A 23,471-nucleotide genomic window follows, 5' to 3' on the forward strand; every position below is an offset into this window, starting at 1 on the left:
CCATGACTGCAAAATTCCTGGCTATTTTTGCAATAAATTGCTTCATTTCCACAGGGGCAAATGCTTTAATTATCGAAAGTCTGAATATTGATTTTCTGCCTGAGAAAGAAGTTGTTTTTCAGCCCATAAAAAATGATACCAGCGAGCGCCAGAATTATACCGTCTCGCTTATCCAGGTAGACGTTCCCAAAGAGAAGGGAAAAGAGACTGAAATAAAAGATGGCGAAGTCATGTATTCGCCAAAGCAATTAACGTTGGGGAGCGGCGAGCGGGCAGGGTTTAAATTTTACTATACCGGCCCGCACGACAATAAAGAGCGATATTATCGCGTAAAATTCACCGAGACGCCGCTCCAGGCAAAGGTTGTCACGCGCAAAGGCCAGCGCATCCAGTCGGATGTGGTGGTCTCGCTTGAGGCGATTTTGATTGTTCGTCCCTGGACCCGACATTTTGATTATGCGTTTAGCAACGGGGTGGTGAGTAATACCGGGAATACCTATTTCAAATATGTTTCCTCGGTCGGATGCAGCACGCAATATAACAATTCAAAATATATCCCTCCGGGACACCGGCTGGAAATAGATAATGCCGGACAGGCCGCAAAGCGGATGATTATTTATGGAAATAAAATCATTCCGCTTACCACCTGCCCGTAGCAACCGCTTTCCTTCATAAAAGGAAATTAGCCTTTAGCAATACGCTAAAGATCCATAACTACAGGAGAAAAAAATGAAAGCGATTTCATTCGTAGAAGCGAAAGATATTATCGGTGGCGCGTTAAACCCGTTCGCTGGTCTGGTTAAGGGTGCACAGCTGGGTTACGACACCGGCGCGAGCATCATGGGCATGGTTGGCGGTGTGGTTGGCGGAATTCTGGGTGGCGCAATGGGCTTCCTGGGCGCGCTGGTTGGTAGCTACAACTAATTCACGTTTACAGGAAAAGTATCATGCAAGTTATCGATTTCAAAAAAGCACAGGACATCATCGGTGGTTGGGATCCGTTTGCGGCCGCTATTCAGGGCGCAAGCGCAGGCTATAACGCGGGCAGCCAGATGTTAGGCGCGCTGGGCGGCACCATCGGCGGCGTATTCGGCCTGGTGGGCGGCTTCATCGGCGGTTTCTTCAGCGCATAAGCGTGAAGAACGTTGTACGCATGGCCCGCATTGCCGGGCCATTTTTTTATTTCAGCCACGGATAATTATGTTTTCGCTCTTTCAGTATAAAAAACAGGGTAAGACTCCTGTTATTCGCCAGCATGAATTTACCGAATGTGGGCTGGCCTGCCTGGCGATGGTGCTGGGGCACTACGAGCACCATGTCTCTGTCAGCCAGCTTCGCCGGGAGATTTCCGTTTCCGCCGATGCGGGAACCTCAATGGCGGAATTGATGACCCTTGCCAGCGATAAAAATATGTCCGGCCGGGTGCTAAAAGGCGAAATCACTGAAATAGAAACGTCTGAGCTGCCGCTCATCGCCTTCTGGCGCGGTAACCATTTCGTGGTGATCGTGAAGATCGACAGCCGCAGCGTGACCGTCCACGATCCCGCCAGCGGCGTGCGCCGCTACCGTCTGAAAGAGGCGGAAAAACTCTTTTCCGGCTATGTCCTTGAGCTTAAGCCCACGCCGTGTTTCGAAAAGAAATCTCCGGATGAAAAGCTGACCCTCGGGCGCCTGGCCAATAAATCTCCGAGCCTGTTCCAGCGCCAGCTGCTGCTGTTTGTGCTCTGTATCTTTACCCTCATCACCATGCTGGCGAGCCCCACCTACGTACAGCTGATCATGGATGAGGCTATTTCCCGCAGCGACAGCGATCTGGTGATATTGCTCACCGCTATCTTCGCTATCGTCTTTATCTTTGAAGTCATCGGTAAATTCCTCAAGCAGCTGCTTGAGATCCTGATGCGTAACATTGCCTATGACGACTTGAGCCAGTCCGTGCGGCACTACATGCTACGCACCCAGACCAGCTGGTTCCGCTCGCGTCCGCCGGGCATCGTGCTGGCCATTGAAAAATCACTCCACGCCTGCGCGGAGTTCATCAGCAATGGCTACGTGCAAATTCTCTTTTCCAGCCTGATCGCCGTCACCAGCCTGCTGTTTATGCTGCTCTACAACGTCAAAATTGCGGTGCTGACGATGCTGCTGATGGGCGTGTTTTTCCTGATCCGCTTTTCGCTGATTGGCCCTTACCAGCGCGCGGTGGATGACTCCATCGAGCGCACCGCCCAGTATGAATCCCTGCTGGTGGAGACGCAGAAAGGGATCATCACGCTCAAGGCGAACAACATGGAGCAGGCCCGGGACGCGGTGATGGATAAATCCCAGCGCGAACACATTGCCGGGCTGATGCGAAAAGAGCGGCTGCTGGCCCGCTTTGACGTGGCCTCGCTGCTGGTGATCAATGCCGAACAGCTGCTGGTGGTGTGCTTTGGCGCGTGGCTGATTCTGGAAGGGCAGATGAGTATCGGGATGCTGTACGCCTACATCAGCTACAAACGCTATTTTTCAGACGCCATGGTGCAGGTGGCGCAAAAGCTGCTGGACAAAAATGCCCTGAAGGGGCCGCTGGATCGCGTGGGCGACCTGCTGTTCGCCCCTTCAGAGACCAGCCAGTTTGGTAAGCGGATAGTGACCTCGCCGGTCTGTCTGCAGTTTGAGGACGTGTCGTTTGCCTATCCTGGCCGGGAGGCCACGCTACAGCATATCAACATGACCCTGCAGCAGGGCGAAGAGGCGGTCATTGTTGGTCAGAGCGGGTCGGGGAAAACCACGCTGCTGCGTTTGATCTCCGGCATGCTGCTGGCGTCGTCAGGCACGCTGCGGATCAATAAGATCCCCGTTGAGGAGTGCGATCTCTCCTCGCTGCGCCAGCATATCCGCATCGTACATGCGGACGATATTCTCTTCACCGGCTCGATTCTGGACAACATCGCCTGCTTTGACAGCGCGCCGGATAAAGATCGGGTCATTGCCGCGTGCCGGCTGGCTGAGGTGGACCACGTCGTTGCCCGCCTGCCGCACGGCTACGAAACGGAAATGCTGCCGGGGAACACCTTTTTCTCCGCCGGAGAGATGCAGCGGCTGGTTCTGGCGCGCGCCCTGTACAGCCAGCCGAAGCTGCTGCTCTGCGACGAAGTGACGGCGAACCTGGATAAGACGACCGCGCAAAAGGTGCTGGCGAACCTGCGAAGCCTGGGGATTGGCCTGGTGTTTGTCACCCACTCGCCGGATGTGGTGGGCTGCCACGGGCGTCTCTATACCATGGAAAACGGAACCCTGCGGGAGAGTGAGCAATGATGTTTCTGCCGCGCCTCTATGCCCGACTCTGCGCGCGTCAGGCCGGGCGCACCCTACTGGCAAACCGGATCGCCCAAAACTATAGCCAGTTTATGCGCTGCCCGGAGGCCGACGTCCCGGCTGATTTCCTGCACCAGAACGCCCATGAGCTGAGCGGTTTTAACTTTGTGGAGCAGATCTTTCCGCCCGCGCTATGGCGACGCAACGTCCGCTTCGATCTGCACGCCTATGTCGCGCAGTGGACGCAGGCGCAGGCGTTCTACAGCTCGCCCCGCACCCTGCTTCTGGGGATGCGCTGGGCGGGCTTTGGTCTGATCGTGGATGCGCTGCTCGCCACCGCGCCAGAGGATGTACGCTTTCAGTTAATTACCCGCCACCCCGCGCTGCATAAGCTCATGGCGGCACATGAAGAACGGCGCGCCGGTTCGTTTTTCGCCCCCCATCGCCTGGTGACGGTGCTGCTGATGGACGAACGCCTGCCGGACGCGCCGCTGTTTACGACTCAGGCGGGCGATCAAAAGGCAGGGTTAACGGATGTCTCAACGCGCTTTTTATCGCGCTATGGCTACCGTATCCGCACGCTTCTGCCCGTCTGCTCGCTGCACTCGGCGGAATTTGGGCTGGAAAGCCAGGCGTATGCGCCGGAGGATTACCGTCAGGCGGCCACCGACACGCTAAACGCGCTGCACAAAACCCCCACGCTCTGGAGTGCATGGGACGATCTTTCAGTGATTTATCATGGATGACATATCGTGAAATTAAAAAACCGAAGCCGACAGCGTCGGGCGCTGATCCCGCACCACTTCTCAAAAAGTTACCACATCAACGCGCCGCGGCTGAAAACCGTGCTGGCGCTGTTCATCTCCTTTTTTCTCTGCCTGCTGGTCTTTGCGATTGTCTTTAATTTTTCGGAAACCACGCTGGCTCGCGGGGTGCTGATCCCGGCTCAGGGCGATGTCGAAGTGCGCGCCCGGGAGTCCGGTACGCTGGTTGATTTTGCCGTGCGCCCGGGCCAGTACGTGAAGGAAAACGATCCGCTGTTCACCGTGTCGCAGGACTACGGCGGCAAGCAGGGCTCGGTGGTGCAGTTTGACCGCCAGCAGATGGAAGCCGAGAAAAAGCGCAGCGAGCAGCGCATTCAGGCTATTGAGGATTCTATTGCGTCGTACCGCAAAAACCTGGCCCAGCAGCTGAGCCTTACCGACCGGCAGATAGCCGTTTCCCGCGATAAGGTGAAAAAGCTGCGCGCGCTGCTTAAAAACAGCACCGACACCTACCAGGCGTGGAAATCTGTCTCCGGAAAGGGCTATGTTTCTAAAGTGGACCTCGATAAAAGCCACAACGATGTGCTCAACGCGCAGCTCAACCTGACGCTGGAGGAGAGCACGATCCTTGAGCTTGAGGCGCGCAAAACCAGCCTGACCGACAGCACCCAGTCGCAAATCGACTCCCTGAGCGAGGAGCAGCTGTACGTGAAAAACCGCATCAGCGAAATCGACCGTAACCTGTCCAGCCGGGGCAGTTCGACCATGGCCATGCTTGCCCCTGCGGATGGCTACGTGGTGGCGATAAACTTCCCGCCCGGCCGGGCCATTACGCAAAACAGCGAGGTGGTGGTGGTGATCCGTAAAAATACCGCGGCCACGATGGAGGGGTACCTTTATGTTCCGGCAACGGGGGTGGGGCGCGTGGCGAAAGGCGATAAGGTCAAGCTGCGCTTTGACTCCTGGCCCGTGGACAAATACGGATCGGTGGAGGCAACGCTGTCCGATTTCTATGAGGTAAACATTGATGCCCATTCGGCGCTGATCCCGCTGCAGGAAGGGCAAAACTACTACCTGGCCAAAGTGCGCGTTCCCTCCTGGTTTACCGATCCGGACAAGAAAAAGCGCATGCTGATGGGCGGGATGACGGTTAACGCCGATATCGTTATCGATCGTAAGCCGCTTATCAATCTGCTGATTGCTCCGCTGGAAAGGGTGCGCAAGCGGTTTATCGATTGACCCGATTTCATCGATCATCGCCCTGTAACCCACATTTTAAACGACAGCATGCGGCTATTCTCCTTCTCATACCAACCGGAGGATAGCCCATGAACATCACCCAAATACGCAATGCCACCCAGCTGATTACCTATGCGGGAAAACGTTTTTTAATCGATCCGATGCTGGCCCCGAAGGGCGCTTATCCGGGCTTTCCCGGCACGGCGCGCGCGGATATTCGCAACCCGATGGTCGAGCTTCCGGTCGACGTTCATACGCTGCTGGATGCCGACGCCGTGATCGTCACCCATACCCATGACGATCACTGGGATCGGCACGCCGTTGAGCTGATCGCCAAAGATAAGCCGATCTACGTGCAAAATGATAGCGACGCCGCGCTGCTGCGCGGCCAGGGATTTAACAACCTGACGGTCATGACCGATGAAACGTCGTTTGGCGATATCCGCGTAGCGAAAACCCACGGCGGCCAGCACGGAACCGATCGCGCCTACGCCGTTCCGGAGCTGGCGGAACGGCTGGGCGAAGCCTGCGGAGTGGTATTACGCCATCCCGACGAAAAAACGCTCTATATTGCCGGAGATACGATCTGGCGCGATGAGGTTGCGGCCGATCTGCAAAAGCACCAGCCGGATGTCGTCGTGCTCAACGCCGGTTATGCCCACGTCATCGGCTTCGGGCCGATCATCATGGGGCAGGAAGACCTGCTTAACGTGCATTTCCTGCTGCCTCAGGCGAAAATTGTGGCGACCCATATGGAGGCCATTAACCATTGCCTGCTGACCCGCCGCGCGCTGCGCGAGTACGCTGAAGCCAATCAGATCGGTGACGCGGTAAGCATTCCCCAGGACGGCGAAACCGTTATATTCTGAGCCTCTGAAAGGAAAGGAGAGACAGATGCCACTCATCAACGTTGCTATCGTCGCGGTGGACGGGTTTAGCCCGTTCCACTACTCCGTTCCCTGCATTCTGTTCGGCGATACGGTGTCGGGTGAAAAGCGCTTTAACGTGACAATTTGCGCCGAAAAACCCGGCATGTTGACCTCAAATGACGGTTTTGCACTGAATGCGACGCAGGATTTTACTGCCCTGGGGCAAGCGGATATCGTGGTGGTGCCTTACTGGCAGCACGTTCTTGAACGTCCGCCCCAGGCCTTGATCGACAGCCTGATTCAGGCCCGAAACAACGGGGCAGAAATCGTCGGGCTGTGCCTGGGCGCGTTCGTGCTGGGCTATGCGGGCATCCTTGATGGCAAGCGGGCCGCCACCCACTGGGAGTTTGAACGCCAGTTTCAGTCGCTCTTTCCGCAGGTCCGGCTGGATATCAACGCCCTCTATGTTGCTGACGGCAATATTATTACCTCAGCGGGTACCGCCGCCGCGCTGGACTGCTGTTTGTATATCATCCGCCAGCGCTTTGGCAGCGTGGTCGCCAATCAGATTGCCCGCCGGATGATCGTGCCGCCGCACCGCGAGGGCGGGCAGGCGCAGTTTATTGCGCAGCCGGTGCCGAAGGATACCCGCGACGGGCGGATCAACTGTCTGATTGACTACCTCCAGCAGCACATTGCCGAACCGCACAATCTGGATTCGCTGGCGGAAATCGTCTCGATGAGCCGCCGGACGCTAACCCGCCATTTCAGCAAGGCCACGGGGATGAGCGTGGCCGACTGGCTTACCGCCGAGCGCCTGCGGCGCAGCCAGATCCTGCTGGAGTCCGGCAATCTGCCCATCGAAAACGTCGCCGAGCAGGTGGGGTTTTTATCAGCGGTGACGTACCGGCAGCAGTTTAAGGCGCGCTTTGGCGTCAGCCCGGCGGAGTGGCGTAAGACGTTCCGCACTCGCCTGTAGGCCAGGTAAACGTAACGTCACCTGGCAACTACCCCAACCACTCCATCCGCGTTTCGCCCTCCACCATCGACAGCTGATACAGCGAAAACGACCGGTGCTTTTCAATTAGCTGTGCCAGCTGCGGCGAGTGGCTGGTGAGCCAGATCTGCGAGTAGCGGCTGGCCTCGGCAATGAGGCTTGCCAGCGCGGGCAGCATCTGCGGGTGCAGGCTGTTTTCCGGCTCGTTGAGGGCGATAAAGGCCGGTGGACGCGGGCTGAGTAACGCCACCGCCAGGCACAGGAAGCGCAGGGTGCCGTCGGAGAACTCTGCCGGTTCCAGCGGGCGGCTTAAGCCCTCGCGCTGCATCATCATGCGAAAGCGTCCGCCGGTGTTGTCGCTGTAAAACACACAGCCGGGGAAGGCCTGGTCGAGGATGCGCATCAGCAGCAGTTCGTCGCCGATTTCGACAATGGTCTGAAACGCGGCGGCAAGGTTCGCGCCGTCGCTGGCCAGCACCGGGGAGCGAAAGCCCACCTGCGGCGCGCGGATCGCCGAGCCGGATGAGACGGAAAACTCATGATAAAAGCGCCAGTTACGCAGGGACTCGCGCATCTGCGACACTTCCGGGTAGAGGTGCGGTTCACCGAGCTGCCCGAATACGGATTCGTTCTCATACAGCGTGCCGCTGTGGGTCACTTTTTCATGATGAACGTTATTGAGAAAGACCGCCTGATTTCTGCGCTTCATCAGCTGTGACGACGGGCGACGGTGCTGGCCGCTCAGCCAGATAGACTCCTCTTTGATCACCGGATCGAGCTGAAACTGCGAGGGGTAAGGCAGCTTTTCCACAAACCCGACCTGGAGTTCGTACTCATAGGTTTCGGTTTCCACCGCCAGGTTCATGCGCCGCAGCCGATCGCTACGGGTTTGACCCGCCCAGAACACCTTCAAAATGCCCCCCTCGTTCGCCAGTGCCTGGGAAAATTGCCCCTGCGCCGCGCTGTGCATCAGGTAAATGGCCTTATAAATATTGGATTTCCCGGTGCCGTTGGGGCCGAAAACAATGTTGAGCTGTTCCAGCTCCAGCGACATGTCGCGAATCGAGCGGTAGTTTTGAATATGCAGGGTGTTGATCATCGGTTTACTCCGCGGTGCTGTCTTAACCTGTATATAGTTACAGTGTTTTGCGCGGAGTGCAAAAAAAAGACGACAATGAGGTGTCGTCTAAACGGGGTACGGCTTTGGGCCTCTGTGGGTCAACGGGGCCTTCGCTTCTTTATTATCAGGTTACGGCCAGACGCAGACCCAAATCATCAGGATAGGGATCAAAGTAGTTTTGCGTCATCAGATACCGGTCAGGGTATTCGGCCAGATAATGTTTCAGCAGCGTCAGCGGCGCGAGGATCGGCAGCAGTCCGTCGCGGTAGTGCAGGATCACGTCACGCAGCTCACCGCGCTGGCGGCTGTTCAGCTGGTTACGGAAATAGCCCTGAATGTGCATCAGCACGTTAGTGTGATTTTTCCGCGACGCGGGCTTTTTCAGGATCGTCATCAGCTTTTCGCGATACGCCACGAAAAACGCGTCCAGATCGTCCCACTCGTGCAGCGATGCCACAAACGGGCCAATTTCACGGTAGCCTGCCTGATGATGCGCCAGAAGCTGAAGCTTATAGCGGCTGTGGAAGTCCAGCAGCGCGCGGCGCGTCAGGCCATTTTTACGCAGCACGTTCAGCTCGTGGAGGGCGAAGACGCGCTCAACAAAGTTTTCCCGCAGCACCGGATCGTGCAGTCGACCATCCTCCTCCACGGGCAGCCACGGCCAGGATTCAAGGAGAGCGGCGGTGAACAGCCCGACGCCCTCCTTGCGGCCCCGGTTGCCGTTTTCATCATACAGCCGCACGCGCTCCATGCCGCAGCTCGGTGATTTTGCACAGACGATAAAACCGGACAAATCGCCGATTTTTGGCAGATAATCGCGCGTGAAGTCGGCCATTTTCTGCGTAACGTCATCGTGCGGCGCTTTGCTAAAACGCATTTCTGTCTCGCCGCTAGTGGTCATGATCAGGCGCAGCGCCGGACGAGGCGTAGGCAGACCGATGGCCATCTCGGGGCAAACGGGCCGGAAAGTGACCCACTGGGCCAGCTCGTCCATTACAAAGCCCATACGCTTATGCCCGCCGTCAAAGCGAACGGCGGAGCCGGTCAAACATCCGCTAATACCCAGCACAGGTTTTGTTGTCATGGTGTGCACCTCCCGATCTCATATCTAAAAGTTACACAACAATGCGTATTTGTCCAAGTATTGGCGGAATTATTTTTTAATAGCCTTTAAAATCAAAGGTAATTAGCTGCCCTTGTAGGTCGAGTAACCGTACTGGCTGAGCAGAAGCGGGATGTGCAGCTTTTCGTTAGTACGCGTCACGGTGAACAGAACCGGAACTTCCGGGAAGAACGTTTCCAGCTTTTTACCGTGGAAGTAATCGGCGGTTTTGAAGGTCACTTTATACACGCCTGGCTCCATATCCCGATCCTGCGGATAGAGTGATTTGATACGGCCGTCGTGGTCGGTTTTACCGCTGGCAATCGGGGTCCACTTGTCCTGCTGCTGCTTCTCAAGCGTGACGGTAACGTCCGATGGCGGCATACCGGTTTGCTGGTCAAGGACGTGCACGCTGAGCGTGCCTGCCGGGGCGCTGAAGGCGGCAGGGGCGAAGGCCAGGGTAGAGAGCATTAGCAGTGGGAGTGTTTTTTTCATCGCGTTTTCCTGTTGTGTGTAATGGGTGACAGGAAAACGTTAGCACTCGCTGCGCGGAAAAATATTCAACTTTTCGTGAAGTTTGCCACAGCAGAAAATAATCAGAGGATAATTACCTCAAGGGAAACCTGCTGTTGCCACTGCGCGACCTGTTTTTTCCGCGCGGCGGTGAGTTTGCCGCTGGTAACCAGCAGCCATTTGCGATCCGGGAAAATTTCCGGCGCCAGCGCGGCAGGGGGAACCGGCAGGATGTCGATGCGGTGGCCCTGGCCGGTGCGCGTTAACGCTTCGAGCCAGATTTCACACGGGTCGTTGAGGTACCAGCCGCTGATGAGAACGTTATCGCCCGGCGCTTTTTTGTCGCCCTCAAGGCAAAACGAGGTGTAGGCGATGATAATCCCGTCGAGGATCTCGCGCAGGGTCATGGCGGCGGCAACGTTGGCTGATATCTGGCTGCGCAACGGACGCAGCACGTTAGCCACCAGCTCCGGCCGAGGGTATTCGCGTCCGGCGTCGTAAATCATCTGACGCAGGGATTCGATTTTTCCCTCCTGCAATTTTTGCATCATGGTCTGTTGCAGGGTTTGCCAGTTATTGGCGCGACGCGGGACGGGGCGCTCCAGCAGCGATTTTACCTGGCCGATGGGGACGCCTTTTTTCACCCAGTCGAGGATTTTTAACGCCTGCTGAACGTCCTCGTCGCTGTACTGGCGATGGCCGCCGTCCGTGCGCTCTGGCTTGAGTAAACCATAGCGGCGCTGCCACGCCCGCAGCGTGGTGGCGGTGATGCCGCTGAGTCTGGCGAATTCGCCGATGGAGTAAGCCATGTCTGCATCCGAAGAGAAGGAATAATCTCAATATACTACGAATATTTGATGATGAGATGAAGCACCGCACCGGTGCACTACACTTAACTTCCAACCGCGTAAAAGAAAGGAGCTCTCATGAGGCTATGGCCTGTTGTTACCGGTGTCGCCATTGCGCTGACGCTGGTTGCCTGTAAATCTCCCACGCCGCCGAAAGGCGTGCAGCCCATCTCAGGCTTCGATGCCAGCCGCTATCTCGGCAAATGGTATGAAGTCGCCCGACTGGAAAACCGCTTCGAGCGCGGTCTGGAACAGGTCACTGCGACTTACGGCAAGCGCAGCGACGGCGGCATCAGCGTGCTTAACCGCGGCTACGATCCGGTGAAGAACAAGTGGAACGAGAGCGAAGGTAAAGCTTACTTTACCGGCGAGCCGACCACGGCCGCGCTGAAGGTATCGTTCTTCGGCCCGTTCTACGGCGGCTATAACGTGATCAGGCTGGACGATAAGTACCAGTATGCGCTGGTCAGCGGCCCGAACCGCGACTACCTGTGGATTTTATCGCGCACCCCGACCATCCCGGATGCGGTAAAACAGGACTACCTGAATACCGCACGCGGTCTGGGCTTCCGGGTCGATCAGCTGGTGTGGGTTAAGCACTAAGCCTACTGATACGAAAAGGTGATGCTCGCCAGCGCGTTAGCCGAGCCGGGGACCAGTTCTCCGGTTCGGATATACTGCGCCTGGAACGGCAGCGACAGCGTTTGTGCCGCACCGGTGGTCTGGATATAAAACTGCCCCACCGTGCCCGCGGCCGAGCTGTCCGGCCCCATCGCCAGCGGCCCGGAGCCGTTATAGTAAAACTGCACCCCGATGCCGGAGGCCGTGGAGTCCCCGGTCAACGACACGACCGATGAGGTGTTGGACGGCGTGGTCTGATCGGTCATGACGGCGTTAACCGCCACGTTCTCATCGCAGCTCAGGCTGACGGTAAATTCCCCCGACGGCGAGGTGCTGCCAACCACGGGCAGGGTATGGACGTCAATGGCGCCCAGCTCAACGTTGGCGCTTTTTGCCCCCACCGTGCAGCCGCTTGCCGTCACCGTGATGGTGGTAGGGTTGATGATCACCTGCGCGGTTTTCACTTCGTTGTTGTAAGCCGTCAGGATCGCCGCGTTGAGGGTGCCGGTCTGATAAACGCCGGATTTCAGGGCGGTACCGGTCTTGATAAAGGTCACTTTTGCCGACCAGCCCAAAGAGGTGGCATAGCCGTTGGTGCCGTCTGCGGGATAGCTCTGGGTGACGCCGGTTTGCAGCGGTACCCAGGTGGTACCGTTGAAGTCCTTCAGCCCGATGATGTACCCCACGCCGGGCACGCCGGTTTCAAAAATGGTGTAATTTACCCCGTCCAGGGTAACCGTCATGCCGCTTGATATGGCGCTACTTCCCGGCTCCAGCGTGCCTTTATTGCAGGTAAACACCAGTCCACACCAGAAGACCTCCTGGACATTCGCCGTGGCGCTCCACGTTGAGCCGATGATTTTACCCGGCGTGATGGAGTCTGCCGGGCCGCTGTAGGTCATCGGCTGGGGCGACAGCACGATATCTGATTTCCACTCCATTGCGAGCGCGCTGGTCGACGCCAGCAGCCAGCCGATCGTCAGAAAAATACGCATTATTGATACTCCGTAGTCCAGGTAGCCACGGCGGAAACGTCGCCGACCGTTACGGGGGCGCCGGTCGCGACCAGCCGTGCATAAAACGTCATGTTCACGCTCTCATCGCCCGCCGCGCCGTAGGTGCGGGTTTGCGTGTCCAGCGGGATCGGTACGCCGTCGCGGTCGAGGATCTGCACCGCCACGCCGGTCGCGCCGCCGTCGGCAATCTTCAACAGCTGCGGGTTCTCGCTATCCGGGCTGCCGCTGAAGCGAATTTTTACTCCGGCAAAGGTCGGCCCGCACTCCTCAAGCCTGAGCGCGAAGGGCGTTTTGACGTTGCTGACCGCGCCCGTCTCGCTGAACTGTTTGATGCCGGGAGTGCCCAGCGGCACGTTTTGCTCCTTCGACGCTTCCGCGACGATGCAGGTATTACCGATGACGCTGCCGGTAACGGAGACCAGCACGTCATAGCCGCGCACCGGAACGGCGATCGGCAGCAGCAGGGCCAGATAAATAAACCGGACGGTTACTGACATACCACCTCCTGTGAATAAAGCCCGGTGCGGGCGTTATAATTCTGCGCGTTCAGCGCGTAGTGAATGGTGCAGCGCTGGCCGCTGCCGCGTCCCCACGCGGCGCTTAAGGTTCCTTTTGCTGACAGGCCGGTCAGATACAGGCTGCCGCCATCGCCGACGATACCGCTGGCGTAGTTATCCTCTGATGAGACCAGCGCGCCGAACGGGAGCACGTCCTTCGCATGACGCACGATCAGCATCGCTTTAGCCCCCTGACGCGTGGTGAGGGTGGCGCGAACCAGCGCCCCGTCGGTCGGCGTTTTGTTGACGATGGCGTTCTCCAGCTCCACGTCGCTGCCAACGGTTGTGACATCCAGCGCAACTTGATTGACGCGGTACGGCGTGGCGTAGGGGATCACCGCATAGCCCCGGCTGTCGGTTTTAATGCCCCTGTGGTTGAGCACGGTGACGTTGCCGGCTCCCGGCGCTTTCACCAGAATATTGGTGTTCCCGAGCGGCTGGCTTAGCGTCAGACCATCTTCATGCAGTACCGCGCCGCCGCTCATTCCGTAGCTGAGGTTGCGGGAGTCGCCGGCGTAGCTGTAGCCCAGGTTATAGTCTCCCCATGCGCCTTCATACTGCAGCGCGGCATCGCCGCCGTAGTGCTGCTGCGCGCTGTAGCGCTGGTTGACGCTATAAAAGAGGTTCTCCTGCCCCGGCAGATATCCGCTCACGCCTGTACTGGCGGTAGTGCCGGCCGGGTCCGCATGGGTGGCGGTAAAGCGAAGACGCGTCGACAGCGCCGGGTTGCCCAGCGGTACCGAAAGGGACAGCGCCAGGAGGTTATCTTTCCTGCTGTCGTACAGGCTCGAGCTTCGCTGAGCGCTGATGCCAAGCGACAGGTTACGAAACGTAGCGTTCCACGCGAACTGCAAACTTTGCGTGGTTTTCGACGTGTTCCAGTAGGTTTGTTGATCCCATGACAGCGACAGCGAGCCGTACTCGCCCATCGGCTGCGACACCAGCAGCTGGTTTTTGGCTTTACGCGCCATATGCAGGTTGTACACCGAATCGTAGTGGGTGGTGACGGTGCCATCCGCTTCCACGGTCTGCTTCGGCGCTCCCCCCGCCATGCTCTTCCACGCGGTATCGCTGAGGGTATAAAACCCTTCCGTTGAGTACCGCAGCGAAAAGAAGTTGATCCGCGTACCGGTATTGTTCAGCAGCTTGCTGTACCGCAGGCGTACCGAATCGCCGGTGTAGCGCTGATTATCGGCAAGCTGGCTCCTGGCATGGGTCAGATCGAGAGAGTACGCGCCAAAGCGGCCGAGGTTCTGCCCAATACCGAAGGCCAGGCCGCGATAGCGATCGGAAAACTGCGCTCCGCCATAAAGCGTGAGGCCATATCGCCAGCCCAAAAACAGCTCGCCCTGGGCGAAGGAGGGCGAGATCTGATTGCCCACCGGACGGTAATTCCCCGCTCCCAGGGCATACTTCACCTGACCGTTACGCACCAGATTTGGCACGCTGGCAAAGGGCAGGGAGTACCGCGTCTGGCTGCCGTCGCTCTCCTGAATGGTGACCGTGAGATCGCCGCCGGAAGAGGTCGGATAGAGATCTTTCAGCACAAAGGCCCCCGGCGGAACGGAGGTTTGATAGATGATGTTGCCGTTCTGGCGAACCGTCACCGTGGCGTTGCTGCGCGCGATGCCGCGCACTTCAGGGGCGTACCCGCTCAGGCTGGCGGGCAGCATATTGTCATCGGTCTTCAGGGCTACCCCACGCAGGCCAACGGCGTCGAACACCTGCGACGAGGTGTACGTTTCCCCCGCATAGATCTGAGCGCGCAGGGCGCGGATATCCCGCTGTAGCCAGGTCTGCACGTGGGTCAGTTCGTTACCCTCTTTGGTCCACGTGGTGAAATCACGCAGCCGCCATGCGCCAAGGTTGGCGCCGCTGTTGAGGCTGACGAACAGCTGCTGTTCCCGGGTGCGCGTCTCGCCCCGGTATTCATTATTCGCGCCGTTGACCACGTAGTTCAGCCATGCGGCAGGGATTCCTGATTCCCAGCTCTCGGGGCTGACGTACCCGCGCGGCACGTTGCGCATCGCGCTTTGCGGCACGGTGAAGCTGAGGGTGAGGGTCTTCTGGTCAAAATCGAACCGGGCATCGGCAACTGACCGGGTGACAAAAATGCAGCCCCGGGCAGGCAAAGGCGCATCCCCTTTTTCCTGACGGCTTTCAATCCCAAGCGCGGCGAACTGCTCTGGCGTAAGGCACGGCAGAGCTTCGCCCGATCTGTTTTCAGCAGCGCGGAACGTGACATTCCCTGTGAAGGCGTACCGGGTGTTGATATACACGTTGAGGTTGTAATCGCCCGGAGGCAGCGCGCTGCCGGCGTTCACCCAGGCGAGATCGGCGCCGTTTGCGCTCTCGCCGTTGAGAAACGCGGGGTTAAACTGCAGCTCGCTTTCAGCAGCCGCGGCTTGCCGAATCACCAGGGCGATTACCGTGGCGCACAGGATTTTTGTTTTCATGTGGTCACGCCTTACTGTTTTTATTATTGGGATAACGTGGTGCGGGTCGCAGGCGTCCATGCCCCATAATCGTTAATGGTCTGATAGCTCATGCTGCTCGCGTGGCTGAAGGTTTCCGCCAGCGTCACGCTGGCCTTCGGCGGCACCATGACGGGCTTCACCGGCCTGCCGTCGATTTTCACGTTAATGGTGGTGAGGTAGTACGGCGTCGGGTTGGTAAGCGTGACCTTCCCCGCGCGATACGCACCGGCCAGCTTTTTCCAGCCATCACCAACGCCTTCAGCCAGCCCTTCCGGGCGATAAAAAACCTTGATGCGGTTGGCCGACGCAAATTGCAGCGAGTTGCCGGAGCCGTTTTTTACCTGCTGTGGGATAGCTTTAACCGTCATCCAGTAAAGCGTTTCGCGATCGGCAGGCAGGGCGTTGCCGTTGAACATAATTTTCACCGCGCTTTCGCTGGCGGGCTTCATGACGTACAGCGGAGGCGTGATGACGAAATCGCGGGTACGGCTGCCTTTTTCGTCCTCCATCCACGACTGGATCAGGAACGTGGCGTCAGGATGGGTATTTCTCACCTGCAGCATTGTCTGCGCTGCCGCGCCGGAGTAGACCAGTCGCGTTGCGCCTAATCCCACGCCGCCGGCATACGCGGCGGTTGAACATAACGTTCCAGCCAGGCAAATCCATGTGTTTACGCGCATAGTGCGTCTCCTGAAAGCTGAGTCAGGCCCGGCCAGCAGGCCGGGCCTGAAGGTCACGAATAGGTAACGGTGTAGGTGGCGACAGCGCTGGCATCACCCGCCGTGGCTCCGCCCTGCGGGGAGTAATACTTCGCGCTGAAGTTCAGGGTGTTTTCTCCTTTACGCAGCGGGATCGCGGCCGCGGGCTCACCCAGCCTCACCACGTTGCCCTGTTCGTCGTAAAGTCGAATAGCGACATGCTGCGCCGACCCGGCACCGCCGTTTATCCCTGCCGCCAGGCTATTGGTATCCGTAGTGTCCGGCGTACCGGTAAAGGTGACGGCCACGGTCGTTGCGGCAATCGGGTTTTCTGGCGTGGAGGCTGAGGTATCGGCGATTTCACAGTCTTCCAGCGTGATGGAGAAGGCCTTCGCGGTACTGGCTTCGCTGCCTGCCGCAGCAAGCGTTGCGGTACGCACTTCACCCATGTCGACGTCAATATTGGCGCTACCGGCGCTGATGGCACAGGCAGAGGTCACCACTTTCCCGCTAAAGTTAACCGTGCCGCCGCTGGTGGTGGCGGCAAGTGCAGAGCCTGCTGGCAGCAGGGCGGCGATGGTTAATGCCAGCAGAGAAGTGCTTGTCATACGTGCTTTCATTTCACTATTCCTTCATTTTTTTTATTACGAGATTTGCTCTGAAAGCGGCAGGTCTAACTGGTTAAAAAGACCAGCAAATCTGTCTTATTCCTGAGCCCGAGTTTTCGTATCGCTGAGCTTTTTAAGGCGCTCACCCGGCGATATGAAAGTTTCTCCAGTTCTGCGATGTAACGTATATCCAGTCCGTTCCTGAGTTCCTTTAATACCCTCCTTTCTCCTGGCGTCAGCGATAACGCCGCTGGCTGCTTTTGCGGTCGATAATGTTTATCCACCATCTTTGCTAACTTGCTTCGCCACTGATAAACCGTGTTTTGTAGCGAGATATAGGCATCAATATTTTCCCGGACCCATAACAGCGAATGGGCAGACGTTGAATACAGGCAGATAATTACGTCGGGATGCATGGCCTTAATTTTTTTTAAATATTTCAGCGAGCCATATCCCGTATGGTATTTCTCTGCGCCGGATATAAATAAGATATCGAGGCGCGTCAACGACAGCACGTTATCAAGCTGCTCATAACCCCCTTCAATGATATTGATTTGAAGATCGTTATTAATGCTTCTTAATAGCGTTTTAATACCGTTTCTTGCATAACGATCGCCACCCATCAAGGCAATAGTAATATGCTGTGTTGTCTGGGTTGTATTCGTCATATTATTCCCTCGATTTATAATAGTAATCAGGCGAATTATTTACCGTGTTATCGCCAGTATTCTCGAAGCAATGACGCATTGCATAGTGTAGGCCTACTATACGACGGCCAATAAAGAGGTAATCTGAATTAATCTAAATTTGTATTAATTGCTACGATCGAGGCCGGTTACGACGTTTCCTCTGATTGGCCTAATTCCGCTTTGCTTTCTGTAAATTATGATAACCGCTGTTTTTCATGAAAATTTAGCTTTGATAAATGTTTTGTAAGGGTTTTGTCTGCTGGTGTCAGTGCGGGTGTGAAGTTACTGACGGGGCATAACAATTTACGAGCGTTATCATCGGTAAAAACTGATGCATTGATGCACAAAATATAGGCGGATAAGCGCAAAATGGTTGATAGTTAAGAGGTTAAGAAAAGATGAGGTTTCACGTTTCTGAATATTTTGGACATGCTTGTCCGCGGCGTACAATCTTTTTTTGTGTATGTTTTTGTCAATGTCAAGGGTGTCTGGAACGGTTCAGGAGGAGGGATCATGATTAACGAGTAATTTACTGATTCAGGATAATTCGGGAGGCGAAATGTCGCTTCATAAAAGTTCAGAAAACAGGGTCATGGCTTATGTCTCAACCCCGTAAGCCGCATCGTGCAAGGGCTGCGTTCTTATGCAGGTTCAGTGAAGCTGCAGGAGGGTAATATGAATTAAGATTTTTCGCCAATTGCTGAGATATACAGCCTGCTGTTTATCGTTCACATTAAACACGACGAGGTTGTCTTCTCAGTCATACGGTGATTCAGGTTCACTATGCGTTAACCGGAGAATTCATACAGCCCCTATGCATAAGCATTACATAATTAATAATATCGTCGAATTTCATCCTGCGGCCAGCACGTTACGTGATATCAACAATCCTGACCGTGTGGTCGTGTTAAATTCGCCAGCAGGCCGGTGCCTGCTGTTATTAATCGACAGAGCGGGGTCGATTGTTACTCAACAGGAATTCCTTGATATCGTCTGGCAAAGCCGTGGCATGCTCGTCTCTCCCAATACCTATTACCAGAACATTTCAATTCTGCGCAAAGGGTTAAAAAAGATTGGTTTTGAAACCGATCCTATCGTCACGATCCCCCGTATTGGGTTGACGCTGGCAAGCGATACGCAGATCGCCATCAGAGAACCTTTGCCCGGCGCGGCTCCGGCAGCAGATGAAAAGTGTTCTGAGGTACTCGAGCCCGAGGAACCGTCAGCGCCTTCTCTGGAGGCTGCGGAGCCAGCAGCCCCCGTCTCTGTGAAGCCTACCCGCTGGGCGGCTGTGGTTCTGGGAATGCTGCTTATCATACTGGCCGGTGCAGGCGTGACGGGCTACATGAGCGCAACGGAAAACCGCTTCGTTGAGGATTACCATTTTGCGGCCTCCATCGGGGCCTGTCGCGTCTATCTGGCTAACGATATTCAGACTCAGAACGAGCGCGCCTCTGCGCTGGCTTACGTGGAACCCTTTAAGGCTGACTGCGCGCAGTACCCGTGGGTTTATATCAGCTGGTACGCGCTGCTTCCCCGCGCTTCCGTTATTCGCTGCGATCGGCCTATGAAGGAACCCAACCGCTGTATATCTGATTATTTTCTTAAGGACAGCTAGCATGACTCGTTTTAAGCAGATGCTGTACATCCTCGCGACCTGCCTCGTTACGATGGGGGTAATGACGGGCTATTACCTGTGGCACCGATCCTACGTCCACCCTTTTACATGCCAGGCGAACCTGTTTCAGCACCATCCGGATGAGACGTTAGGGGTCTGGCTGAACTATACCTTCGACGGCAAATTCGGCACCCTGAGCATGAACGCCCGGTCGCAGAACGATCCGAATAAAATTATCGATCGGAAAATTTCATTTCAGGTGGAGCGAAAGGATCACCTCTATTTGCTGACGTCAGATAAGAATATGATTTTCCCGGATGATAATGTCGAAGATAGCTGGCTGGAAGAATATTTACCGCAATTTTTCGTCTATCCGGGGAAAAGTATTTATATGCGTATCAATGAACAACATAACGGTAACTATATCTTTACCTTAGGAACATTGCCGACATATGTGTGTCGGGGTTCAAAAAAAGAATGATAGCCGTAAAAAAAGACTATAAATTCTCCCACACTCATTTATGCTTAATTTAAAATTATAGAATTATCTTAAGAATATAAAATGCGACATATTGTGTTGCGATAATGTAATTAATTTTAAATTTGGCAAGTAAATGAAAAACATATTTGATCCAGCCGGCAGCGGAAAATCAGCGCCGGGAAAGCCGCTTCATATTGGGTTGATACTGTGGCCTCGCTATTCACTCCTGGCAGTTTCGGGATTGCTGGAGGCGCTGCGTTATGCCGAGAAAGCGCAGGATAAAATAGCATTCAGAATCAGTTTGATAAGCGAATTTCCCGACATCCCCATCCCCAGCAATGCGGGGATAATCATGAGGCCTGACTCCCCCCATGCACCACCCGAACGATTTAATTATATTGCGGTGATTGGCGGTGAACTACAGTATCTGGACTTAGGCTATCGGGGGGATAAAGCGTATCTGGCGCATGCCCACCATGCCGGAGTGCCGCTCATTGGCATTGGCACCGGCAGTTTTGTGCTGGCGCAGGAGGGGTTGCTCAACGAACGAAGAGCCTCGATACATCCTTTTCATCTGGACACATTCCGACAGTCTTTCCCACAGGTATATGCCGAGCAGGGGTTTGATTTCATTGATGATGGCGACGTGCTGACCTGCCCGGGCGGCATTTCGACCCTTACGCTTGCCACGGAGCTCATCCGCGCGCATGCCGGAAAAGAGCTCGCCAGCACCACCTGTCAGCGTTTGTCGCTCGTTCCGCATGAAATGGCCACGCCCCGCCCGGCGAACATTGCCCTGATACCGGACTCGCGGCTGCGTCGCGCCGTCATGCTAATTGAACAGTTTCTGACCCGGCCCCTGACCACCGCCGGGCTGGCCAGCGAAGTGGCCTTAAGCGAGCGCCAGCTCAACCGCCTATTTAACGCCGAGTTTGGTAAAACGACCCGTGAGTTTATCCGTAGCGCCAGGCTACGGTATGCCTGCTGGCTGCTTAAAAATTCACAGCAAAGCGTTACCGAGATTGCAGAACGGATGGGGTTCAGCGACTGTGCGCACTTTATTCGCCATTTCCAGACAGAGTACGGCTGTACGCCTGGCGTATGGCGCACGTCGCAGAGCTAATGCCCCGGTTTCGCGCTTTCTTCGTAGGTTATTTCTGGCTTGCCTGGATAGACTTCCGTTATCACATTGGTAGAGCTGGGCGAGCATGCCGCTTGAATGAGATAAAAGCGTAGCGCGTCCAGTTCCCTCTCCCTTGAGGGTGAGGGGGAACAAGCCGCAACAATATTTACTGTTCCTCCGTTCATGAAGCGCTCTCGACTTTCAGACGTCCTGGAAGAGTTAACATCAGTTAAATGCCAGTATGCTCCTGGAGACTTGATTTCATCCCAGCGCTCTATAATGATCCCCCCATGAAAATAGAAACCGCACAAACCACACACTACGAACGTCTGGTCGCGATCTGGGAATCCTCCGTTCGCGCCACCCATCTCTTTTTACAGGAAAGCGATATTGCGGCGCTGCGCCCGCTATTGCTGAACGCGTATCTGCCAAACCTCACAGTCGTGATGGCCCGCGATGACGCAGGCGTTATTCACGGTTTTTTAGGCGTGGATGAAAATCGTATTGAAATGCTGTTTGTTGATGATGCAAGCCGGGGAAAGGGCATTGGGAAATTGCTGTTGCAATACGCCATCGCAGAGTTTGGCGTAAACGAAGTAGATGTGAATGAGCAGAACCCGCAGGGCGTGGCATTTTATCGCCATATGGGGTTTGAGCAGGTCGGGCGCTCGGAGGTTGATGGGCAGGGGAATCCGTTTCCGCTGCTGCATATGCGGTTGGGTGAATAGCCTTCACTCCCTCTACCTGCGAAGAGGGAGCCTGCAAGCTAGTTACTGGTAATTTGCCCGATGATTACGCCACGCACTTTTTCGCCATCGAAGTAATAAGAGACAGTATTACTCTGGGTGAATCCATTCTGTACTGGCGTCTCCTGATAAAAAAGCATCGCGTTGTTTTTGGCGATCTCTTTCTTGCCGAACAATTCGACTAAGTTCTCATACGTCGCATTTAACAATTGAAGATGAGCGACTGAGACTTTGATAGGCTCCGTTGTTTTCGCACACTCGCTATGGATGCCATCCTGGGCTATAGCTAGCGCAGTTAGCAATCCTGCACCCATTTCGCTATCAGAAATGAACCAGTAATTCGTTCCATCGTCGTCATGAAGGCAGACCCAGCGTGCGGAATTGCCTTTCTGAACTGCAGTGCTGGAGATATCTTCCAGATGGGTTACCTCCATCTGAACGGTTGTCTTACCGATGGTAATGGTGGGGGAGAGGGACATTGTTGTTGAAATTTCTGCCAGCGTTCCGCCTTCGTCGTAGTACTGGGTAGCAAAGCCGGTCATTTCAGCTGCTAAGGCATGTGTGTTGACTGCGACGAGTAATGGCAATAAACAAAATAAACGCTTCATTTGACAATCAGTACCGTATCGTTGCTTTTCCAGATACTCCTCCTGGCACTTAGAGGAGCAATGATGCAGCCCTCTGAAGAATCATCAGGATGCAAACTGCTTTTACCATGAATCTTAAATGCATCCCTGCCGCACATATCATTTGTCGAGTAAGGCGTAAGGCTGAGAGTATATTTTCCAGTGTGCGCTGAATTATGGGGTGAACCGATTGTGTAGGTTCCCCTGGGAAGGGGACCGCTGTTTTTTACACATTCTTGCGAAGGATCGTTTTTGTAACCACTTGCTCCTGCATAATCCGCATCAAACTGATATACACCATCCAGGTAAAATTTATGCTCTTTTACATCATATTCCCAGGACATACTTTCTCCTTAAGCGCGTTCTTTCCATGTGTCAGTATGAATGATGTTTCCATCAATATAGTGCCACGTTATTTTTTCGTATGTCAGATCAACATATTCATGGTGTGTATAGCGTTCATTTTTTGGGTGTTTAATATCAAACATGATAGGTTCAATTTGAACTACTCTTGCATTTTCTAATGTAGTCTTAAAGTAGGCCTCCTCTAGCCCGTTATAGTTGATCCTGTAGAATAAAAATTCTGCTTTTTTTAGCGTTTGTCCAGTGGTCAAGGCGTTGTAGAGATAAGAGGATGATGAATCAATCTCTTTCATGAATGCATAGGTACTACAGATGCGTTTTGCTGTTATTTTCCCGGAAAACTTATCGATAGGTTGTTCAACAGAGTGCATAAATTCAATCACTTCTATTGAACCTTCGCGATCTTTTACGTCGACAGATCCTTCAATTCTCCGGCCTGAATCATCCTCAAGCCATAAGTAAACAGGTATTGCCATCTCAATCTCCTTTTATAGACTGAAGGAAACTACTCTTCATTAATATCTGAATTTGTGACTTACATTTCAAAATGGGAATACTGAAAAATTTTCCTGCTTAAAAAGAAAGCTATCGTCGCGAGATATATGTGGTGTGAATTGATATTAAAAAGCATAAGGTTGATTTATAGTTGTTCTTCCGTTGTAAGAACAATAATGACTAAAAAATGTATCAAGTATCAAAATGATGAATATCATTAAATAACGAACATGTTCTGGAATTATCGCTTAGCCTGCTTATCCCATTTTAATAAGCCGACGATAGCCGATGGTGAGAATGACGGGCAGGATAAAATATTGAACGTTATAGACTTTACCATCGCTGGCAGTTGTCCGGTAAAACCGAACAACTGAATTTTCGACCAGCTCGCCCTCATCAAAAACATTCTTGATATGCCCGCTGATCGTTGCTTTGGCTTTGCCGTATAACTCACAGATCGTGGCCTGCGAGAGCCACAAAGTATCGCTTTCGAAGCGGCATTCAATGCGAACTTTTCCATCCTTGCTGGCAAACATGACGAACTCACCGGCTGGTGAATTGATTAATTCTTCATATGTCATGCCATGCTGCCTCCGCTTCATAA

Annotated in this window: 26 protein-coding genes and 1 pseudogene; 13 read left to right on the forward strand and 14 right to left on the reverse strand. The window is 54.7% G+C overall.

Going from position 1 to position 23,471, the window contains the following annotated elements; genetic code table 11:
- The first annotated feature begins 2 nt into the window (after window positions 1-2).
- From MOQ06_RS18450 to MOQ06_RS18485, 8 genes are all read left to right on the forward strand, one after another.
- A complete protein-coding gene (locus MOQ06_RS18450) occupies window positions 3-656 on the forward strand; it encodes a hypothetical protein (protein WP_148420411.1) in 654 nt (217 codons plus the stop codon).
- 73 nt (window positions 657-729) lie between these two features.
- Window positions 730-924, forward strand: coding sequence for a hypothetical protein (locus MOQ06_RS18455; RefSeq protein WP_013094846.1), 195 nt, complete (start codon window positions 730-732; stop codon window positions 922-924).
- Between the two features lie 23 nt (window positions 925-947).
- Window positions 948-1,133: a hypothetical protein gene (locus MOQ06_RS18460; RefSeq protein WP_148420412.1), complete on the forward strand. Its 186-nt coding sequence runs from the start codon at window positions 948-950 to the stop codon at window positions 1,131-1,133.
- A 67-nt stretch (window positions 1,134-1,200) separates the two neighbouring features.
- Window positions 1,201-3,297 (forward strand): peptidase domain-containing ABC transporter, encoded by a 2,097-nt coding sequence (locus MOQ06_RS18465; protein ID WP_242174323.1) that lies wholly within the window; start codon window positions 1,201-1,203, stop codon window positions 3,295-3,297.
- A complete protein-coding gene (locus tag MOQ06_RS18470) occupies window positions 3,294-4,043 on the forward strand; it encodes a hypothetical protein (protein WP_242174324.1) in 750 nt (249 codons plus the stop codon). Before MOQ06_RS18465 ends, MOQ06_RS18470 begins: the two co-directional genes overlap by 4 nt.
- A gap of 6 nt (window positions 4,044-4,049) precedes the next feature.
- Window positions 4,050-5,300 (forward strand): HlyD family efflux transporter periplasmic adaptor subunit, encoded by a 1,251-nt coding sequence (locus MOQ06_RS18475; protein ID WP_148420415.1) that lies wholly within the window; start codon window positions 4,050-4,052, stop codon window positions 5,298-5,300.
- Between the two features lie 89 nt (window positions 5,301-5,389).
- Window positions 5,390-6,169 (forward strand): MBL fold metallo-hydrolase, encoded by a 780-nt coding sequence (locus MOQ06_RS18480; protein ID WP_242174326.1) that lies wholly within the window; start codon window positions 5,390-5,392, stop codon window positions 6,167-6,169.
- A 25-nt stretch (window positions 6,170-6,194) separates the two neighbouring features.
- On the forward strand, window positions 6,195-7,148 hold the full coding sequence (locus MOQ06_RS18485) for a helix-turn-helix domain-containing protein (RefSeq protein WP_193355412.1): 954 nt from the start codon (window positions 6,195-6,197) through the stop codon (window positions 7,146-7,148).
- A 28-nt stretch (window positions 7,149-7,176) separates the two neighbouring features.
- Here MOQ06_RS18485 and MOQ06_RS18490 read toward each other — a convergent pair whose 3' ends face one another.
- The 4 genes from MOQ06_RS18490 to MOQ06_RS18505 all read right to left on the reverse strand — a co-directional run bounded on the left by MOQ06_RS18490 (window position 7,177) and on the right by MOQ06_RS18505 (window position 10,710).
- Complete coding sequence (locus MOQ06_RS18490) at window positions 7,177-8,265, reverse strand: AAA family ATPase (protein ID WP_242174328.1); 1,089 nt, start codon at window positions 8,263-8,265, stop codon at window positions 7,177-7,179.
- A gap of 145 nt (window positions 8,266-8,410) precedes the next feature.
- The gene (locus tag MOQ06_RS18495; protein WP_176609087.1) at window positions 8,411-9,370 is read right to left on the reverse strand and encodes a DUF523 and DUF1722 domain-containing protein; all 960 of its coding nucleotides are present in this window, start codon (window positions 9,368-9,370) and stop codon (window positions 8,411-8,413) included.
- A 102-nt stretch (window positions 9,371-9,472) separates the two neighbouring features.
- Window positions 9,473-9,883, reverse strand: a complete 411-nt coding sequence (gene uraH / locus MOQ06_RS18500; protein ID WP_148420420.1) for a hydroxyisourate hydrolase — start codon at window positions 9,881-9,883, stop codon at window positions 9,473-9,475.
- 101 nt (window positions 9,884-9,984) lie between these two features.
- Complete coding sequence (locus MOQ06_RS18505) at window positions 9,985-10,710, reverse strand: MerR family transcriptional regulator (RefSeq protein WP_148420421.1); 726 nt, start codon at window positions 10,708-10,710, stop codon at window positions 9,985-9,987.
- A gap of 117 nt (window positions 10,711-10,827) precedes the next feature.
- On the opposite strand from MOQ06_RS18505, the gene MOQ06_RS18510 reads away from it, so the two are divergent.
- Window positions 10,828-11,352 carry a lipocalin family protein gene (locus MOQ06_RS18510; protein ID WP_242174330.1) on the forward strand — a complete coding sequence of 175 codons (525 nt, stop codon included), beginning with the start codon at window positions 10,828-10,830 and terminating at the stop codon, window positions 11,350-11,352.
- Between the two features lie 2 nt (window positions 11,353-11,354).
- Here MOQ06_RS18510 and MOQ06_RS18515 read toward each other — a convergent pair whose 3' ends face one another.
- From MOQ06_RS18515 to MOQ06_RS18540, 6 genes are read right to left on the reverse strand one after another with little or no spacing between them, the layout of a single operon-like run.
- Window positions 11,355-12,365 (reverse strand): fimbrial protein, encoded by a 1,011-nt coding sequence (locus tag MOQ06_RS18515; RefSeq protein WP_242174332.1) that lies wholly within the window; start codon window positions 12,363-12,365, stop codon window positions 11,355-11,357.
- Window positions 12,365-12,883 (reverse strand): fimbrial protein, encoded by a 519-nt coding sequence (locus tag MOQ06_RS18520; protein WP_242174335.1) that lies wholly within the window; start codon window positions 12,881-12,883, stop codon window positions 12,365-12,367. The genes MOQ06_RS18515 and MOQ06_RS18520 overlap by 1 nt, the downstream gene beginning before the upstream one ends.
- Window positions 12,874-15,399 (reverse strand): fimbria/pilus outer membrane usher protein, encoded by a 2,526-nt coding sequence (locus tag MOQ06_RS18525; protein ID WP_242174336.1) that lies wholly within the window; start codon window positions 15,397-15,399, stop codon window positions 12,874-12,876. Before MOQ06_RS18525 ends, MOQ06_RS18520 begins: the two co-directional genes overlap by 10 nt.
- A gap of 23 nt (window positions 15,400-15,422) precedes the next feature.
- Window positions 15,423-16,100 carry a fimbria/pilus periplasmic chaperone gene (locus MOQ06_RS18530; RefSeq protein WP_242174338.1) on the reverse strand — a complete coding sequence of 226 codons (678 nt, stop codon included), beginning with the start codon at window positions 16,098-16,100 and terminating at the stop codon, window positions 15,423-15,425.
- A 53-nt stretch (window positions 16,101-16,153) separates the two neighbouring features.
- Window positions 16,154-16,738 (reverse strand): fimbrial protein, encoded by a 585-nt coding sequence (locus MOQ06_RS18535; RefSeq protein WP_242174340.1) that lies wholly within the window; start codon window positions 16,736-16,738, stop codon window positions 16,154-16,156.
- 53 nt (window positions 16,739-16,791) lie between these two features.
- On the reverse strand, window positions 16,792-17,394 hold the full coding sequence (locus tag MOQ06_RS18540; RefSeq protein WP_148420428.1) for a LuxR C-terminal-related transcriptional regulator: 603 nt from the start codon (window positions 17,392-17,394) through the stop codon (window positions 16,792-16,794).
- Window positions 17,395-18,229: 835 nt separating this feature from the next.
- Here MOQ06_RS18540 and MOQ06_RS18545 point away from each other — a divergent pair.
- The 4 genes from MOQ06_RS18545 to MOQ06_RS18560 all read left to right on the forward strand — a co-directional run bounded on the left by MOQ06_RS18545 (window position 18,230) and on the right by MOQ06_RS18560 (window position 21,365).
- A complete protein-coding gene (locus MOQ06_RS18545) occupies window positions 18,230-19,033 on the forward strand; it encodes a winged helix-turn-helix domain-containing protein (protein WP_242174342.1) in 804 nt (267 codons plus the stop codon).
- 1 nt (window position 19,034) lies between these two features.
- Complete coding sequence (locus tag MOQ06_RS18550) at window positions 19,035-19,514, forward strand: hypothetical protein (RefSeq protein ID WP_242174344.1); 480 nt, start codon at window positions 19,035-19,037, stop codon at window positions 19,512-19,514.
- 352 nt (window positions 19,515-19,866) lie between these two features.
- Entirely contained in the window at window positions 19,867-20,637 is a 771-nt protein-coding gene (locus MOQ06_RS18555) for a helix-turn-helix domain-containing protein (protein WP_242174346.1), read from the forward strand.
- A gap of 290 nt (window positions 20,638-20,927) precedes the next feature.
- Window positions 20,928-21,365, forward strand: coding sequence for a GNAT family N-acetyltransferase (locus MOQ06_RS18560; protein ID WP_242174348.1), 438 nt, complete (start codon window positions 20,928-20,930; stop codon window positions 21,363-21,365).
- A 38-nt stretch (window positions 21,366-21,403) separates the two neighbouring features.
- Here MOQ06_RS18560 and MOQ06_RS18565 read toward each other — a convergent pair whose 3' ends face one another.
- The 4 genes and pseudogenes from MOQ06_RS18565 to MOQ06_RS18580 form a co-directional block, all read right to left on the reverse strand.
- Window positions 21,404-21,991 (reverse strand): hypothetical protein, encoded by a 588-nt coding sequence (locus MOQ06_RS18565; protein WP_242174349.1) that lies wholly within the window; start codon window positions 21,989-21,991, stop codon window positions 21,404-21,406.
- Window positions 21,988-22,353: a tlde1 domain-containing protein gene (locus tag MOQ06_RS18570; RefSeq protein WP_008500111.1), complete on the reverse strand. Its 366-nt coding sequence runs from the start codon at window positions 22,351-22,353 to the stop codon at window positions 21,988-21,990. The genes MOQ06_RS18565 and MOQ06_RS18570 overlap by 4 nt, the downstream gene beginning before the upstream one ends.
- 9 nt (window positions 22,354-22,362) lie before the next feature.
- Window positions 22,363-22,848, reverse strand: a complete 486-nt coding sequence (gene tssD, locus MOQ06_RS18575; protein ID WP_242174351.1) for a type VI secretion system tube protein TssD — start codon at window positions 22,846-22,848, stop codon at window positions 22,363-22,365.
- A 297-nt stretch (window positions 22,849-23,145) separates the two neighbouring features.
- Window positions 23,146-23,448, reverse strand: a pseudogene (locus tag MOQ06_RS18580) (hydroxyacid dehydrogenase); the annotation flags it as partial.
- Window positions 23,449-23,471: the final 23 nt, after the last annotated feature.

Origin of the sequence: Enterobacter sp. I4, assembly GCF_022669095.1 — a bacterium.
Classification (GTDB): domain Bacteria; phylum Pseudomonadota; class Gammaproteobacteria; order Enterobacterales; family Enterobacteriaceae; genus Enterobacter; species Enterobacter pasteurii.

Bases quoted from the DNA above. Each gene is read 5' to 3' on its own strand.
- MOQ06_RS18490 (WP_242174328.1), bottom strand. From the start codon at position 8,265: ATGATCAACACCCTGCATATTCAAAACTACCGCTCGATTCGCGACATG.
- MOQ06_RS18450 (WP_148420411.1), top strand. From the start codon at position 3: ATGACTGCAAAATTCCTGGCTATTTTTGCAATAAATTGCTTCATTTCC.
- MOQ06_RS18540 (WP_148420428.1), bottom strand. From the start codon at position 17,394: ATGACGAATACAACCCAGACAACACAGCATATTACTATTGCCTTGATG.
- uraH (WP_148420420.1), bottom strand. From the start codon at position 9,883: ATGAAAAAAACACTCCCACTGCTAATGCTCTCTACCCTGGCCTTCGCC.
- MOQ06_RS18550 (WP_242174344.1), top strand. From the start codon at position 19,035: ATGACTCGTTTTAAGCAGATGCTGTACATCCTCGCGACCTGCCTCGTT.
- MOQ06_RS18565 (WP_242174349.1), bottom strand. From the start codon at position 21,991: ATGAAGCGTTTATTTTGTTTATTGCCATTACTCGTCGCAGTCAACACA.
- MOQ06_RS18570 (WP_008500111.1), bottom strand. From the start codon at position 22,353: ATGTCCTGGGAATATGATGTAAAAGAGCATAAATTTTACCTGGATGGT.
- MOQ06_RS18535 (WP_242174340.1), bottom strand. From the start codon at position 16,738: ATGAAAGCACGTATGACAAGCACTTCTCTGCTGGCATTAACCATCGCC.
- MOQ06_RS18530 (WP_242174338.1), bottom strand. From the start codon at position 16,100: ATGCGCGTAAACACATGGATTTGCCTGGCTGGAACGTTATGTTCAACC.
- MOQ06_RS18485 (WP_193355412.1), top strand. From the start codon at position 6,195: ATGCCACTCATCAACGTTGCTATCGTCGCGGTGGACGGGTTTAGCCCG.
- MOQ06_RS18470 (WP_242174324.1), top strand. From the start codon at position 3,294: ATGATGTTTCTGCCGCGCCTCTATGCCCGACTCTGCGCGCGTCAGGCC.
- MOQ06_RS18495 (WP_176609087.1), bottom strand. From the start codon at position 9,370: ATGACAACAAAACCTGTGCTGGGTATTAGCGGATGTTTGACCGGCTCC.
- MOQ06_RS18545 (WP_242174342.1), top strand. From the start codon at position 18,230: ATGCATAAGCATTACATAATTAATAATATCGTCGAATTTCATCCTGCG.
- MOQ06_RS18560 (WP_242174348.1), top strand. From the start codon at position 20,928: ATGAAAATAGAAACCGCACAAACCACACACTACGAACGTCTGGTCGCG.
- MOQ06_RS18505 (WP_148420421.1), bottom strand. From the start codon at position 10,710: ATGGCTTACTCCATCGGCGAATTCGCCAGACTCAGCGGCATCACCGCC.
- MOQ06_RS18480 (WP_242174326.1), top strand. From the start codon at position 5,390: ATGAACATCACCCAAATACGCAATGCCACCCAGCTGATTACCTATGCG.
- MOQ06_RS18460 (WP_148420412.1), top strand. From the start codon at position 948: ATGCAAGTTATCGATTTCAAAAAAGCACAGGACATCATCGGTGGTTGG.
- MOQ06_RS18465 (WP_242174323.1), top strand. From the start codon at position 1,201: ATGTTTTCGCTCTTTCAGTATAAAAAACAGGGTAAGACTCCTGTTATT.
- MOQ06_RS18515 (WP_242174332.1), bottom strand. From the start codon at position 12,365: ATGCGTATTTTTCTGACGATCGGCTGGCTGCTGGCGTCGACCAGCGCG.
- tssD (WP_242174351.1), bottom strand. From the start codon at position 22,848: ATGGCAATACCTGTTTACTTATGGCTTGAGGATGATTCAGGCCGGAGA.
- MOQ06_RS18520 (WP_242174335.1), bottom strand. From the start codon at position 12,883: ATGTCAGTAACCGTCCGGTTTATTTATCTGGCCCTGCTGCTGCCGATC.
- MOQ06_RS18510 (WP_242174330.1), top strand. From the start codon at position 10,828: ATGAGGCTATGGCCTGTTGTTACCGGTGTCGCCATTGCGCTGACGCTG.
- MOQ06_RS18525 (WP_242174336.1), bottom strand. From the start codon at position 15,399: ATGAAAACAAAAATCCTGTGCGCCACGGTAATCGCCCTGGTGATTCGG.
- MOQ06_RS18555 (WP_242174346.1), top strand. From the start codon at position 19,867: ATGAGGCCTGACTCCCCCCATGCACCACCCGAACGATTTAATTATATT.
- MOQ06_RS18455 (WP_013094846.1), top strand. From the start codon at position 730: ATGAAAGCGATTTCATTCGTAGAAGCGAAAGATATTATCGGTGGCGCG.